The sequence below is a fragment of the Brevibacillus schisleri genome (assembly GCF_055685845.1).
The window spans coordinates 210,572-225,094 of record NZ_JBVNDM010000001.1; the positions used below are offsets into that span (position 1 = coordinate 210,572).

14 protein-coding genes and 1 other annotated feature are annotated in these 14,523 nt (G+C 48.2%); all 14 genes read left to right on the forward strand.

Translation table 11 applies throughout. The annotated features are described in order from the left end of the window. Positions 1 to 4 precede the first annotated feature (4 nt). The 14 genes from ACUUHJ_RS01210 to rpoC all read left to right on the forward strand — a co-directional run bounded on the left by ACUUHJ_RS01210 (position 5) and on the right by rpoC (position 14,397). On the forward strand, positions 5 to 409 hold the full coding sequence (locus tag ACUUHJ_RS01210; RefSeq protein ID WP_289675576.1) for a Mini-ribonuclease 3: 405 nt from the start codon (positions 5 to 7) through the stop codon (positions 407 to 409). Between the two features lies 1 nt (position 410). Continuing rightward, positions 411 to 1,166 (forward strand): 23S rRNA (guanosine(2251)-2'-O)-methyltransferase RlmB, encoded by a 756-nt coding sequence (rlmB, locus tag ACUUHJ_RS01215; RefSeq protein WP_289675577.1) that lies wholly within the window; start codon positions 411 to 413, stop codon positions 1,164 to 1,166. 1 nt (position 1,167) lies between these two features. Further along, positions 1,168 to 1,692 carry an NYN domain-containing protein gene (locus ACUUHJ_RS01220; RefSeq protein ID WP_472298092.1) on the forward strand — a complete coding sequence of 175 codons (525 nt, stop codon included), beginning with the start codon at positions 1,168 to 1,170 and terminating at the stop codon, positions 1,690 to 1,692. Positions 1,693 to 1,775: 83 nt separating this feature from the next. Then, entirely contained in the window at positions 1,776 to 2,426 is a 651-nt protein-coding gene (gene sigH, locus ACUUHJ_RS01225; RefSeq protein WP_005828894.1) for an RNA polymerase sporulation sigma factor SigH, read from the forward strand. Positions 2,427 to 2,663: 237 nt separating this feature from the next. Continuing rightward, positions 2,664 to 2,813 carry a 50S ribosomal protein L33 gene (gene rpmG / locus ACUUHJ_RS01230; RefSeq protein ID WP_003392018.1) on the forward strand — a complete coding sequence of 50 codons (150 nt, stop codon included), beginning with the start codon at positions 2,664 to 2,666 and terminating at the stop codon, positions 2,811 to 2,813. Continuing rightward, on the forward strand, positions 2,813 to 3,061 hold the full coding sequence (gene secE, locus ACUUHJ_RS01235; protein WP_012683970.1) for a preprotein translocase subunit SecE: 249 nt from the start codon (positions 2,813 to 2,815) through the stop codon (positions 3,059 to 3,061). Before rpmG ends, secE begins: the two co-directional genes overlap by 1 nt. A 45-nt stretch (positions 3,062 to 3,106) precedes the next feature. Next, complete coding sequence (gene nusG / locus ACUUHJ_RS01240; protein ID WP_012683971.1) at positions 3,107 to 3,643, forward strand: transcription termination/antitermination protein NusG; 537 nt, start codon at positions 3,107 to 3,109, stop codon at positions 3,641 to 3,643. Between the two features lie 187 nt (positions 3,644 to 3,830). Then, positions 3,831 to 4,256, forward strand: a complete 426-nt coding sequence (gene rplK, locus ACUUHJ_RS01245) for a 50S ribosomal protein L11 (protein ID WP_005828886.1) — start codon at positions 3,831 to 3,833, stop codon at positions 4,254 to 4,256. Positions 4,257 to 4,345: 89 nt separating this feature from the next. Next, complete coding sequence (rplA, locus tag ACUUHJ_RS01250; RefSeq protein ID WP_064202934.1) at positions 4,346 to 5,029, forward strand: 50S ribosomal protein L1; 684 nt, start codon at positions 4,346 to 4,348, stop codon at positions 5,027 to 5,029. 42 nt (positions 5,030 to 5,071) lie between these two features. Beyond that, positions 5,072 to 5,235 (forward strand) — a sequence feature (ribosomal protein L10 leader region). Between the two features lie 24 nt (positions 5,236 to 5,259). Then, a complete protein-coding gene (gene rplJ, locus ACUUHJ_RS01255; RefSeq protein ID WP_012683973.1) occupies positions 5,260 to 5,775 on the forward strand; it encodes a 50S ribosomal protein L10 in 516 nt (171 codons plus the stop codon). Positions 5,776 to 5,830: 55 nt separating this feature from the next. Next, entirely contained in the window at positions 5,831 to 6,193 is a 363-nt protein-coding gene (rplL, locus tag ACUUHJ_RS01260) for a 50S ribosomal protein L7/L12 (RefSeq protein WP_007716218.1), read from the forward strand. A 102-nt stretch (positions 6,194 to 6,295) separates the two neighbouring features. Next, a complete protein-coding gene (locus ACUUHJ_RS01265; RefSeq protein WP_173606576.1) occupies positions 6,296 to 6,892 on the forward strand; it encodes a class I SAM-dependent methyltransferase in 597 nt (198 codons plus the stop codon). Positions 6,893 to 7,201: 309 nt separating this feature from the next. Then, positions 7,202 to 10,741 carry a DNA-directed RNA polymerase subunit beta gene (gene rpoB / locus ACUUHJ_RS01270; protein ID WP_172143225.1) on the forward strand — a complete coding sequence of 1,180 codons (3,540 nt, stop codon included), beginning with the start codon at positions 7,202 to 7,204 and terminating at the stop codon, positions 10,739 to 10,741. Between the two features lie 29 nt (positions 10,742 to 10,770). Continuing rightward, complete coding sequence (gene rpoC, locus ACUUHJ_RS01275; RefSeq protein ID WP_016742849.1) at positions 10,771 to 14,397, forward strand: DNA-directed RNA polymerase subunit beta'; 3,627 nt, start codon at positions 10,771 to 10,773, stop codon at positions 14,395 to 14,397. Positions 14,398 to 14,523: the final 126 nt, after the last annotated feature.

The following is a 14,523-nucleotide window of genomic DNA, read 5'->3' on the forward strand; positions in this document are numbered from 1 at the left end:
ATAGATGCAAAAAGAAGAACTGACCCGAGATCCTAATCTGACAAATCCACTCGTGCTTGCTTTCCTCGGGGATGCTACCTATTCGCATTGTGTCAGGTATCATTTGATCGCTAAGGGGCTGGTTAAACCAAACCAGCTCCACAAGGCGGCCAACCGCTATGTTTCAGCGAAAGCACAGGCCAATGTGTTGTTGACGTTAATGCCCGCATTGCCGGAGGAAGAATTGAATGTAGTGAAGCGGGGGCGGAATGCCAAATCCGGCTCCAGTGCCAAAAACGCGGATATTATCGACTACCGTCATGCAACGGCTTTTGAAGCATTGATCGGGTACCTGTACTTGAGTGGAAAAGAAGAGCGGATCGCTGAAATTGTGCAGCAGGCTTTTGCCATAGTGGAAGGAGAATCATGAAATGAGTGAAGAATGGATTCTGGGGAAAAACCCCGTCATCGAGGCTTTGCGATCAGGCCGTACGATCAATAAAATTTGGGTTGCAGAGGGAACAAATAAAAATCTGATGGGACCTGTCTTTGCCTTGGCAAAAGAACAGGGTGTCATTGTGACGACAGCGAACCGCAAAAAGCTGGATCAGCTCGTGTCGACGGACAACCACCAGGGTGTAGTGGCTTCTGTTGCTGCTTACGATTACGTAGAAGTAGACGATATTTTGAAGCGGGCAGAGGAGAAAAACGAGGTGCCGTTCATTTTGTTGCTGGACGAGCTGGAAGATCCGCATAACCTCGGTTCCATCATGCGGACAGCCGATGCAGTCGGGGCTCATGGTGTCATCATTCCAAAACGACGTTCAGTCAGTCTTACAGCAACAGTGGCAAAAGCTTCGGCAGGGGCGATCAACTACGTACCGGTAGCGCGAGTGACGAACTTGGTTCGTACCATGGAAGAACTCAAAGAACGCGGTGTTTGGATCGCGGGAACAGACGCGAGTGCCAAGCAAGATTTCCGCCAGGGTGATTATACGATGCCGCTTGCAATTGTCATTGGCAGCGAAGGAAAAGGCATGAGTCGTCTCGTTCGGGAAAACTGTGATTTTCTATACAGCCTTCCGATGGCGGGCAATGTTACATCTCTCAATGCTTCTGTAGCAGCTGCCTTGTTGATGTATGAAGTCTATCGCTCCAGGAGTCCAATTCCGACGCGGGTGAAATGACATGGCGAAACGAAAAGCCAAGCAGCTGTTGATCGTAGATGGATACAATATCATCGGCGCCTGGCCCGATCTGCGCCTGCTGAAGGATCAAGAGCGGATGGACGAGGCGCGTGATCAATTAATCGCAAAAATGGCTGAGTACCAGAGCTACACTGGTGTGAAGGTCATCATTGTCTTTGATGCGTACAACGTTCCTGGTATTGGCCGTCAAATGGAAGACTTCCAGGTTGAAGTTTATTTTACGAAAAAAAAGGAGACGGCGGACGAGAAAATTGAGCAATTAGTCTCCCAATTTCACAATAAAAATCGACAAATTTATGTAGCAACTTCTGACTATACCTCTCAACGTGTCATATTTGGGCAGGGGGCTTTGCGCAAATCAGCGCGGGAGTTGTTGCTCGAAATGGAAAATGCGGGCAAGGAAATCAAGAAACAAGTCGAAAAAACGCAAGAAGAACGTTTCTCCACGCGGATTACGCTGAATGATGAAATAGCGAAAATATTCGAAAAATGGAGAAGGGAATAACTTGGATTCGGTTGACGCTTTTTTACGGCATCATGTATAATAGCGCTATCTATTGGAGAAACCGGTTGGCGGAGGGATCATTTGTGAGTGTTGACCTCAAGGAGTTAAAACATGCCCAATATGAACTAATGACCGACGAAGAAGTAGTCGACCTGGTTCGCGATAATGACGCCGAAGCTTTGGAGTATTTGATCAACAAATACAAGAACTTCGTTCGTGCCAAAGCGAGATCCTATTTTCTTATTGGGGCTGACCGCGAAGACATCGTGCAGGAAGGGATGATCGGACTGTACAAGTCTATTCGCGACTTCCGAGGAGACAAGCTCACGTCGTTCAAGGCATTTGCAGAGCTATGTATTACCCGTCAGATCATTACCGCGATCAAGACAGCGACACGCCAAAAGCACATCCCGCTCAATTCTTACGTCTCACTGGACAAGCCTATCTATGATGAAGATTCTGACCGCACGCTCCTCGATGTGATCTCGGGAACAAAAGTGACCGATCCAGAGGAATTGTTTATCAATCGGGAAGAGTTCGATGATATCGAGGGCAAAATGAGTGAAATTTTGAGTGACTTGGAGCGTCAGGTTCTCATGCTCTATTTGGATGGGCGATCCTATCAGCAGATTGCCGTCGAGCTGAAGCGTCACGTCAAGTCTATTGATAATGCATTGCAGCGAGTAAAGCGCAAGCTAGAGCGCTATTTGGAAGGAAGAGAGATTCATCTGTAGAGAATCTCTCTTTTTATTTTGGAAGCAAAAGGACTATCTCTTGTCAAGTCATTTTGTTTGACATGGGTATTTCGGTATGATAAATTTATTTAGGTAGCCATAGACTCTTATCTCTCTGTTCTATGGTTACTTAGGTGAATGAAATGGTCTGGAAAAAGTAGCGGTTTTCCCGTACTATTTATCATCGGGGTACTTTTAACTAATAGCAGGTTTGAAATGAGATGGAGGTGGCAATAAATGCGAGTAAACATCACGTTGGCGTGCACCGAGTGTGGCGAGCGTAACTATATCTCCACAAAGAACAAGCGCACCACTACTGAACGTGTTGAACTGAAAAAGTATTGCTCCCGTGACAAGAAGCAAACCCTTCATCGCGAGACGAAGTAATGGTTGATGCGACGAAGTCAGGGGGTGGCAAAGTGGGTTTTTTATCACGAATTGGAGCCAGTTTTCGCCGTACCGGTGGTTTTTTTAGTGACGTAATGTCCGAGCTAAAGAAAGTCCGTTGGCCCAACCGTAAAGAATTGACGACCTATACGCTCGTTGTCCTTGTCACGGTTGTGCTCCTGGCAATATTCTTCTTCGTCGTTGATTTGGGTATCTCGCGCTTGATCGATTTGATTCTAGGAACGTAATTATGCAAGTCTTAGGAGGGACGGACGGTTATCGTCCTGTTGGATATGGAAAAAGCATGGTATGTACTTCATACGTACTCAGGTTACGAAAACAAGGTAAAAACAAATCTGGAGAAGCGACTCGAGTCGATGGGCATGGAAGACAAGATCTTTCGCGTTCTTGTTCCCACTGAAGAAGAGGTGGAAACCAAGGATGGTAAAAAGCGCACCGTCACGAAAAAAGTGTTTCCTGGATACGTCCTTGTTGAAATGGTGATGACGGACGACTCTTGGTATGTCGTGCGCAACACCCCTGGGGTTACCGGCTTTGTCGGATCCACGGGTGCTGGCTCTAAACCGACAGCGCTGCGTCCTGAAGAGGCCGATACGATTCTCAAGCAAATGGGGATCGAAATTCCCAAGATCAGAGTCGATTTTGCTCTCCGCGATATGGTGCGCGTCACAGATGGTCCGTTTTCCAATCGCACCGGGGAGATTATCGAGATTTACCCGGACAGGCAGAAGGTTCGCGTGTTGGTGGACATCTTCGGTCGCGAAACACCGGTAGAGCTAGACTTTACACAAGTTCAACAATTGGATTAGGATTCAACTTGAAAAGTATCGCGCTATGTGGTACATTTCATTTTGTTTTAACAATCCCACAAAACTAATTTGGGGTTTCTTGCACTCTCACTATAGATCGAAAGTCTTTTACATACAGACTTTCAAAAAACGGTGGGAGGGGGCATTCCCCCGTAATAACCACATGTGAAGTAAGGAGGTGTGTTACGTGGCTAAGAAGGTTATCCGCGTAATTAAATTACAAATCCCAGCAGGTAAAGCGAATCCTGCACCTCCAGTAGGTCCGGCTCTCGGTCAAGCTGGTGTAAACATCATGGGATTCTGTAAAGAATTCAATGCTCGCACTGAAAGCGAAGTAGGTATGATCATTCCGGTGGAAATCACCGTGTTTGAAGACCGTTCTTTCACTTTTATCACAAAAACTCCTCCAGCTGCAGTTCTGTTGAAGAAAGCTGCTGGTATTGAGTCCGGTTCTGGCGTACCAAACAAAACAAAGGTTGCTACGCTGAAGCGTGATAAAGTTCGTGAAATCGCAGAACTGAAGCGTCCTGACCTGAATGCTGCATCCGTTGAAGCGGCTATGCGCATGGTAGAAGGTACAGCTCGTTCTATGGGTATCGTAATCGAAGACTAATTGTCTTGAGTGCAAGGGGGCACAGACGTTGTGCCCCCCTGTCTGTGGGAGGATCAACCGCTACGACCACATTGAAGGGAGATTTAATCATGGCGAAAAAAGGTAAGAAATATCAAGATGCTGTAAAGCTCGTTGATAAAAACAAAGTATACGAAGTAGTTGAAGGCGTTGAGCTGGTTAAAAAAGCAGCTACAGCTAAATTCGACGAAACTGTTGAAGCAGCTTTCCGTTTGGGCGTAGATCCTAAGCGTGCTGACCAACAAATTCGTGGCGCAGTTGTATTGCCACATGGTACTGGTAAAGTACAACGTGTTCTCGTATTCGCAAAAGGCGAAAAAGCAAAAGATGCTGAAGCAGCTGGCGCAGACTTCGTAGGCGATGCAGACATGATCGCAAAAATTCAAGGTGGCTGGTTCGACTTTGACGTTGTAGTAGCTACTCCTGATATGATGGGTGAAGTAGGTAAATTGGGTCGTGTACTCGGTCCAAAAGGCCTGATGCCAAACCCTAAGACCGGTACAGTTACTTTCGATGTAACCAAAGCGGTTAACGAAATCAAAGCAGGTAAAATTGAGTATCGTGTAGACAAAGCGGGTAACATCCACGCTCCTATCGGAAAAGCATCCTTCGATGCTGACAAACTGGTAGAAAACCTGGCTGCTCTGACTGAAGCACTGAACCGTGCGAAACCAGCTGCTGCTAAAGGTGTTTACATGAGAAACGTAACCCTGAGCTCCACTATGGGCCCTGGCGTACGTGTAGCTGTAAAATAATGACACTTGACTTCCTTTACGGGAGTTGTTAAGATAGTCCCTGTTGATGAAAAGAATATGCCGTAGACAGAAGGTGCGGTGCTTGTGAGAGTAACGCTTAATACCCCTCCGAGGCGTGTAATGTACGAATGAGGAAACGCTGTTTTCCTTTGACGATATAGCATTATGCCCTCGTGAGTCTGCGAGGGCATTCTTCATTTTCTAGGATTAGAGCACGGGAGGTGTAATCAATGGCAGAAATTCGTCCAACCGTTATTCGTGAAGAAAAGGTACAAGCGATCAACGAAATCGCAGCTAAGCTTCGCGAAAGCCAAACTACAGTGGTAGCTGACTACCGCGGTCTGACAGTAGCACAAGTAACTGAGCTCCGTAAGCAATTGCGTGAAGCTGGTGTTGAGTTCCAGGTGTTGAAAAACTCCCTGACTCGTTTGGCTACTGAGAAGGAAAGCCTGACTGAACTGGATCAATATCTGACTGGACCAAACGCTCTGGCGTTCTCCAAAGACGATATCATCGCTCCAGCTAAAGTTATCGCTGAATTCGCTAAGAAAAACGACAAGCTGGAAATCAAGGGTGGCGTTATCGAGGGTAAAGTAGTTGATGCTGAGCAAATTAAAGCTCTGGCTTCCCTGCCGAACCGCGAAGGTCTCTTGTCCATGCTTCTTTCCGTCCTGCAAGCTCCAATGCGCAACGTTGCACTGGCAGTCAAAGCAGTGGCAGAACAAAAAGAAGGTCAAGGCGCGTAATCGTCTGATCGGTTAATGTTTTACAAATACTATTCCTTGAATGGAGGATTTACAAATGTCTAAAGACCAAATCTTGGAAGCCATTAAAGGCATGTCCGTTCTCGAACTGAACGATCTGGTAAAAGCAATTGAAGAAGAATTCGGTGTAACTGCTGCTGCTCCTGTAGCTGTAGTTGCTGGTGGCGGAGCAGAAGCTGCTGCTGAGCAAACTGAGTTCACTGTTAACCTGGTAAGCGGCGGCGCTTCCAAAATCAACGTAATCAAAGTTGTTCGCGAGCTGACTGGCTTGGGTCTGAAAGAAGCAAAAGACCTGGTAGACAACGCTCCAAAAACACTCAAAGAGGGCGTTTCCAAAGACGAAGCAGAAGCCCTCAAAGCAAAACTCGAAGAAGCTGGCGCACAAGTAGAAGTAAAGTAAGTTAGCTTCCTTTAGGATATCCCCTTGCCTGCGGCAGGGGGATTTTCTGTAAGCTTTTGATGTTAGAGGTTTTCGTAAACGATGAGGAAGGGTGAATCACACGTGGCAGACCATTACTATACCAATCAACCGGGCGCTGCACATGATGAACAGCAATTTACGTTCAAACTCCGTGGTAATGAATTTCGTTTCATAACGGATGCTGGCGTTTTTTCCCGAGACCGGATTGACTTTGGAAGTGTATTGCTCATCGAGAACATGGAAATTAACAGTCATGCACGTGTACTCGATGTGGGATGCGGGTATGGTCCGATGGGATTGACGGCTGCCAAGCTTGCTGATCATGGTCGGGTGACGATGATCGACGTGAACGAGCGTGCGGTTAACCTGGCTCGTCGTAATGCAGAAGCAAATGGAATAAAAAATGTTGAGGTTCGAGTGAGTGATGTCTACAGCGGCGTGCAAGGCGAGCAGTTTGATGTCATTCTGACCAATCCGCCGATTCGTGCGGGTAAGGAAATCGTTCATCGCATTTTTGTTGAGGGATACGACCTGTTGGTAGAAGGCGGAGAAATGTGGGTTGTCATTCAGAAGAAGCAAGGCGCCCCATCTGCATTAAAGAAGCTGCAGGAAGTGTACCGCGAAGTAATAGAGGTAGATCGGGAAAAAGGCTATCACATATTCAGGGCTATCAAATAAGCAAGAAGAAATCATTAGAAAACTTTTCTTGACGTGAATAATTGAATGTGATAGTATTATAAAATGTCAATATGGGATAAATGTCTATTTTTCAGCAATTCCCTGTCCATCAAGCGTTTCTACTTTTTTCCTGAGATAGGAATGTTTGGGTGAAAACATGGGAATTCTTTTAAAATAGAGTTTCTCTGGGTTAAAAATGGTTGAAGCTGCTTTAACCCATTTTTATTTTTAGGCATTCGAATGCGACTGAAAGAAGTTGCCGAATGCCGAGTTTCTATGTGTGAAAACACAACCTGAGGGGTGAATAAGTTGGCAGGTAAAGTGATTCAAAGTGGCCGACACCGCCAGCGTCGTACGTATTCACGTATTAACGAAGTGCTGGGCCTTCCAAATCTCATCGAGATTCAACAAAAGTCCTACCAATGGTTCCTTGATGAGGGGCTCCGTGAGATGTTCCAAGACATTTCGCCAATCCAGGACTTCACAGGTAATCTCGTGCTGGAGTTTATCGACTACAGCTTGGGAGAGCCGAAGTACGATGTTGACGAGTCGAAAGAACGTGACGTCACCTATGCGGCGCCTCTGCGTGTGAAGGTACGTTTGTTGAACAAAGAGACGGGTGAAGTGAAGGAACAAGAAGTATTCATGGGGGATTTCCCGCTCATGACCGAAACGGGAACCTTCATTATTAATGGTGCTGAGCGCGTAATTGTCAGCCAGCTTGTTCGTTCCCCCAGTGTATATTACAACACCAAAGTGGACAAAAACGGCAAGCAGACGTTTACAGCTACAGTAATCCCGAACCGGGGTGCTTGGCTGGAGCTGGAGACCGATGCGAAGGACGTTATTTATGTCCGCATCGACCGTACGCGAAAAATCCCGGTAACGGTTCTTTTGCGTGCGTTGGGCTTTGGTTCCGACATCGAGATTCTCAACTTGCTGGGTGAAGATGAATACATCAAGAACACGCTGGAAAAAGACAATACCGATTCTACGGAAAAAGCGCTCATTGAAATCTACGAGCGTCTTCGTCCGGGTGAGCCACCAACAGTCGAAAACGCGAAGAGCCTCTTGATCTCTCGTTTCTTCGACCCTAAGCGCTATGATTTGGCTTCTGTTGGTCGCTATAAAATGAACAAAAAGCTTCATTTGAAAAACCGTCTGTACAACCAACGTCTGGCTGAAACGTTGATCGATACGACAACAGGTGAAATTTTTGCCGAAGCAGGTCAAATGATTGACCGTCGTGTGTTGGAACGTATTGTGCCAGCTCTGGAAGGCAGCATCGGATTTATCGACGTTCGCACGCATGGCGGCGTTCTGGAAGATGAAGCAATCCATCTACAATCTATCAATATTTTTTCTCCGATCGAAGATGGCAAGATCATCAAAGTAATCGGAAACGGAAATGTAGATAAGTCCTTCAAACATATTACGCCGGCGGACATCGTATCGGCGATCAACTATTTCATGAACCTGCTGCACAGTGTAGGCTCCACAGATGATATCGACCACTTGGGTAACCGTCGTCTGCGTTCCGTAGGTGAACTGTTGCAGAACCAGTTCCGTATTGGTCTGTCCCGTATGGAGCGTGTGGTTCGTGAGCGCATGTCCATCCAGGATCAAAACCAAATTACACCGCAAGCTCTCATTAACATCCGTCCAGTGATTGCCTCGCTGAAGGAGTTCTTTGGTAGCTCGCAGTTGTCCCAGTTCATGGATCAAACGAATCCATTGGCTGAGCTGACGCACAAACGCCGTTTGTCCGCACTCGGACCTGGTGGTTTGACGCGTGAGCGCGCGGGCTTCGAAGTGCGCGACGTTCACCATTCCCACTACGGTCGTATGTGTCCAATTGAGACGCCAGAGGGACCAAACATTGGTTTGATCAACTCTTTGTCGTCCTTTGCACGCATTAACGATTACGGATTCATCGAAACGCCGCGTCGTAAAGTAGATCCAGAAACAGGCTTCGTGTTGACTGATATCAGCTACTTGACTGCTGATGAGGAAGACGTGTTCAACGTGGCACAGGCGAATCAGCCACTTGATGAAGATGGCCGTTTCGTAAACGACATGGTAATCTGCCGTCGTAAAGGTGAGATCTTGAGCGTACCGCGCGACAAGGTAGACTTCATGGACGTATCGCCGAAGCAGGTTGTATCTGTTGCGACCGCGCTGATTCCGTTCCTCGAGAACGATGACGCCAACCGCGCACTGATGGGTTCAAACATGCAGCGGCAGGCCGTTCCGCTTTTGATTCCACAAGCACCGTTTGTCGGTACGGGTATGGAACATAAAGCAGCGCAAGACTCTGGGGTGGCGATCGTTGCCAAACATCCAGGTCAAGTAGAGCGCGTAACGGCTCGCGAAATCTGGATTCGTCGTTACCAAGAAATCGATGGCAGAAAAGTTGCTGGCGATCTCGATAAATACAAAATGCACAAGTTTATCCGTTCCAACCAAGGTACCTGCATCAACCAGCGTCCAATTGTAAGCACTGGAGACTGGATTGAAAAAGGCGATATCGTTGGGGACGGCCCATCCACTGAAAAAGGTGAATTGGCTCTCGGTCGTAACGTAATCGTTGCGTTTATGACGTGGGAAGGATACAACTACGAAGACGCGATTCTTCTAAGTGAAAAACTTGTAAAAGATGACGTGTATACGTCTATTCATATTGAAGAATACGAGTCCGAAGCTCGCGACACCAAGCTGGGTCCAGAGGAAATCACTCGCGATATTCCAAACGTCGGGGAAGATGCTCTGAAAAACCTGGACGAACGCGGTATCATCCGTGTTGGTGCGGAGATTCAGGACGGCGACATTCTCGTTGGTAAGGTTACACCTAAAGGGGTTACTGAGCTGACAGCAGAAGAACGCCTCCTGCATGCCATCTTCGGTGAAAAAGCTCGTGAAGTTCGTGATACATCCCTGCGCGTACCGCATGGTGGTTCCGGTATCATCGTAGACGTAAAAGTATTTACGCGTGAGAATGGCGACGAATTGCCACCAGGCGTAAACCAACTCGTTCGCGTTTACATCGCCCAAAAACGGAAAATCTCCGTGGGTGACAAAATGGCCGGTCGACATGGTAACAAAGGGGTTATCGCCCGCATCATGGCGGAAGAAGATATGCCGTTCCTGCCAGATGGTTCTCCAGTAGAGATCGTACTTAACCCGTTGGGCGTACCTTCGCGTATGAACATCGGTCAGGTATTGGAGACTCACTTGGGTATGGCAGCGAAACTTCTGGGTATCCACGTAGCAACGCCGGTATTCGACGGTGCACGTCAGGCAGAAGTATTCGAAACGTTGGAAGAAGCAGGTCTGGATCGTGACGGAAAAACGATCTTGTTTGATGGTCGTACTGGTGAACCGTTTGATCGCCGTGTAACAGTTGGTTGTGTATACATGCTGAAACTGGCTCACTTGGTTGACGATAAAATCCATGCTCGTTCTACTGGTCCTTACTCTCTTGTTACGCAGCAGCCATTGGGTGGTAAAGCTCAATTCGGTGGACAGCGTTTCGGGGAGATGGAGGTTTGGGCATTGGAGGCATACGGTGCTGCCTACACCTTGCAAGAAATTCTTACTGTCAAGTCGGATGACGTCGTGGGTCGCGTGAAAACGTACGAAGCGATCGTTAAGGGCGAAAACGTTCCAGAACCAGGTGTTCCGGAGTCCTTCAAGGTATTGATCAAGGAACTGCAGAGCTTGGGTATGGACGTGAAAATTCTGTCCGGTGACGAGCAGGAGATTGAAATGCGTGAAATGGAAGACGAGGATGAAGGCAACGGTGAAAAACTGAACCTCGTTCTCGAAGGCGGAAGCTTGAACGAAGAGTAAGATTCCGGTACCAAGGGAGGTAACGCCCTGTGATTGACGTGAACAACTTCGAATATATGAAGATCGGCTTGGCTTCCCCCGATAAGATCCGTTCGTGGTCTTTCGGGGAAGTGAAGAAGCCAGAGACGATCAACTACCGCACACTGAAACCGGAAAAAGACGGCTTGTTCTGTGAACGCATCTTTGGACCAACCAAGGACTGGGAATGCCATTGCGGTAAATACAAGCGTGTTCGTTATAAAGGTGTAGTGTGCGACCGTTGTGGCGTGGAAGTAACCCGCGCCAAAGTACGGCGTGAGCGTATGGGGCACATTGAACTGGCTGCCCCAGTTTCTCACATCTGGTACTTCAAAGGGATTCCAAGCCGTATGGGCTTGGTGCTCGACATGTCCCCTCGTTCCCTGGAGGAAGTAATCTACTTTGCTTCTTACGTAGTTACCGATCCAGGTGACACTCCTCTCGATAAAAAGCAATTGCTCTCCGAAAAAGAGTATCGCAATTATCGTGAGAAATACGGTCACTCCTTCCAAGCGATGATGGGAGCAGAAGCGATCAAACGCCTGCTTGCAGAAATCGATTTGGATAAAGATGTGGAAACGTTAAAAGAAGATTTGAAAACGGCACAAGGCCAGCGTCGCAACCGTGCGATCAAGCGTCTGGAAGTGCTCGAGGCATTCCGCAACTCCGGTAACCACCCGGATTGGATGGTTCTCGACGTATTACCGGTTATCCCGCCAGAGCTTCGTCCAATGGTTCAGTTGGATGGTGGACGTTTTGCCACTTCCGACCTGAATGACCTGTACCGCCGTGTAATCAACCGTAATAACCGTCTGAAGCGCCTGCTCGAACTGGGTGCGCCTGACATTATCGTACAAAACGAGAAACGCATGCTGCAGGAAGCAGTAGACGCGCTCATCGACAACGGTCGTCGTGGACGTCCGGTAACAGGACCAGGTAACCGTCCTTTGAAATCTCTCAGCCACATGCTGAAAGGTAAACAAGGTCGTTTCCGTCAAAACCTGCTCGGTAAGCGTGTTGACTACTCCGGTCGTTCCGTTATCGTTGTAGGACCTAACCTGAAGATGTATCAGTGCGGTTTGCCTAAAGAAATGGCACTGGAGCTCTTCAAGCCGTTCGTGATGAAAGAGCTGGTTTCCAAAGGCCTCGCTCACAACATCAAGAGCGCAAAGCGCAAGGTTGAGCGCGTTCAGCCAGAGGTATGGGACGTTCTCGAGGACGTTATTCGTGAGCACCCGGTACTGTTGAACCGTGCCCCCACCTTGCACCGTCTGGGTATCCAGGCATTCGAACCAGTTCTGGTTGAAGGCCGTGCGATCCGTCTGCATCCACTCGTTTGTACAGCGTACAACGCGGACTTTGACGGTGACCAAATGGCGGTTCACGTTCCGTTGTCTGCTGAGGCACAGGCAGAAGCCCGTATCCTCATGCTGGCAGCGCAGAACATCTTGAACCCGAAAGACGGTAAACCGGTAGTAACACCATCCCAGGATATGGTGCTTGGTTCTTACTACCTGACGCTAGAGCGCGAAGGCGACAAAGGCGAGGGTACGATTTATCGCGATCCTCACGATGCGATTGCCGCTTATCAGCAAGGCTTTATCAGCTTGCATACGCGTATCGTTCTGCCAGCGAAACGCCTGAACAAAATCAGCTTTACTGAGCGTCAAGAGAACGCACTGATCGTAACGACAGTTGGGAAAGTGATTTTCAACGAGATTTTCCCTGCTGATTTGCCGTTCATTAATGCGCCAACTCGAGCTAACCTGCAAACGATGGTTCCAGATGAGTGCTTTATTTTTGATAAAGGTACGAATGTTTCTGAGTTCATTAAGAACCTCCCTGATCCAGGGGCTGTAAAAAAAGGCTTCCTAGGTACCATTATTTCCGAGTGCTTCCGCCGCTTCGGTACGATGAAAACGTCCATGATTCTCGACAGAATCAAGGAACTGGGCTTCACGTACTCGACGAAAGCAGGTATCACGATTGCCGTAGCGGACATCGCGGTACCAGGAAAGAAAAAAGACATCCTTGACGCTGCAGATGAGAAGGTAGCAACTGTTATGACGCAATTCCGTCGCGGTTTGATCACCGAGGACGAGCGCTATGACCGCGTTATTTCCATCTGGTCCAAAGCGAAGGATGAGGTAACAGAAGTTTTGATGAAGTCCATGGATAAGTTTAACGCGATCTTCATGATGGCGAACTCCGGTGCCCGTGGTAACGTATCCCAGATCACTCAGCTGGCTGGTATGCGCGGTCTGATGGCGAACCCATCCGGTCGAATCATCGAGTTGCCGATTAAATCCAACTTCCGTGAAGGTCTGACGGTATTGGAGTACTTTATCTCTACGCACGGTGCGCGTAAAGGTCTCGCCGATACGGCCTTGCGTACAGCGGACTCGGGTTACCTGACTCGTCGTCTGGTGGACGTTGCTCAAGACGTGATTGTACGCGAAACCGATTGTGGAACAGATAAAGGTATCCGTGTAACAGCGATCAAGGATGGTAAAGAAGAGATCGAGAAGCTATCTGACCGTCTGACAGGACGTACTTGCTTCGAGACTTTACGCCACCCTGAGACAAAAGAAATCATCGTGCACCGCAATGAGGAGATCTCTGAAGAGGTTGCCGAGTATATCGAAAAAGTTGGAATCACTGACGTTTACATCCGTAACGTACTTGCTTGCCGCACCAGTCACGGTGTCTGCAAACTGTGCTACGGACGCAACCTGGCTACAGGAGCCGAGGTGGAAGTGGGAGAAGCAGTCGGTATTATCGCTGCACAATCCATTGGTGAGCCGGGTACCCAGCTGACCATGCGTACCTTCCATACCGGTGGGGTTGCGGGAGACGATATTACCCAAGGTTTGCCGCGTATTCAAGAGTTGTTTGAGGCGCGCAATCCGAAAGGGCAAGCAGTCATCTCCGAAATCGATGGTGAAGTTGTTGATATTCGCGAAGGGAAAGATCGTCGCGAGATCGAAGTGCGTGGAGAAGCGGAGAACAAAGTGTATGCGGCACCGTATGGCTCGCGCATCAAGGTTTCTGTTGGTGTCAAGCTGAATGCTGGTGACGAGCTCACAGAGGGTTCCGTAGACCCGAAAGAAATGCTCAAAGTTCGCGGTATGCGCGGCGTTTCAAACTACATCTTGCAAGAGGTACAAAAAGTTTACCGTATGCAAGGGGTAGAAATTAACGACAAGCACGTAGAGGTTATGATTCGTCAGATGCTGCGCAAACTGCGCGTTATCGACAGCGGAGATACAGACCTCTTGCCAGGTTCCTATGTTGAGGTTCCTGAATTTGAGCAAGCGAACGCAAAAGTTCTCATGGAAGGCAGAAATCCAGCAGTGGGCCGTCCGGTTCTTTTGGGGATCACCAAAGCATCCCTCGAAACCGACTCCTTCCTGTCGGCAGCATCCTTCCAGGAAACGACTCGCGTTCTTACCGATGCAGCTATCAAAGGAAAAGTCGATCGCTTGCTAGGTTTGAAAGAGAACGTTATTATCGGGAAGCTGGTTCCAGCAGGTACCGGTATGTCACGTTACCGCAATGTAAAAGTTGCTAGTCAAGTAGATTACGAAGCAGAGCTGGAAGCAGCGAAAGCTGAGCAAGAAGCAGTTTCTGTAGAGTAATGGCGGGAAAGCGCCCATCACCGATTGGTGGGCGCTTTCCTAAATAAAAAATATCAAAAGGGCGTTGACAATAACTAGCGCACCTGATATTATATTCAAGTGTGCCTGACATCTGTACTTTGGAGG

Excerpts from the sequence above, each read along its gene's own strand:
- ACUUHJ_RS01220 (WP_472298092.1), top strand. The coding sequence starts at position 1,168 with ATGGCGAAACGAAAAGCCAAGCAGCTGTTGATCGTAGATGGATACAAT.
- rplJ (WP_012683973.1), top strand. The coding sequence starts at position 5,260 with ATGGCAGAAATTCGTCCAACCGTTATTCGTGAAGAAAAGGTACAAGCG.
- ACUUHJ_RS01210 (WP_289675576.1), top strand. The coding sequence starts at position 5 with ATGCAAAAAGAAGAACTGACCCGAGATCCTAATCTGACAAATCCACTC.
- rpmG (WP_003392018.1), top strand. The coding sequence starts at position 2,664 with ATGCGAGTAAACATCACGTTGGCGTGCACCGAGTGTGGCGAGCGTAAC.
- nusG (WP_012683971.1), top strand. The coding sequence starts at position 3,107 with ATGGAAAAAGCATGGTATGTACTTCATACGTACTCAGGTTACGAAAAC.
- secE (WP_012683970.1), top strand. The coding sequence starts at position 2,813 with ATGGTTGATGCGACGAAGTCAGGGGGTGGCAAAGTGGGTTTTTTATCA.
- rlmB (WP_289675577.1), top strand. The coding sequence starts at position 411 with ATGAGTGAAGAATGGATTCTGGGGAAAAACCCCGTCATCGAGGCTTTG.
- rplL (WP_007716218.1), top strand. The coding sequence starts at position 5,831 with ATGTCTAAAGACCAAATCTTGGAAGCCATTAAAGGCATGTCCGTTCTC.
- rplA (WP_064202934.1), top strand. The coding sequence starts at position 4,346 with ATGGCGAAAAAAGGTAAGAAATATCAAGATGCTGTAAAGCTCGTTGAT.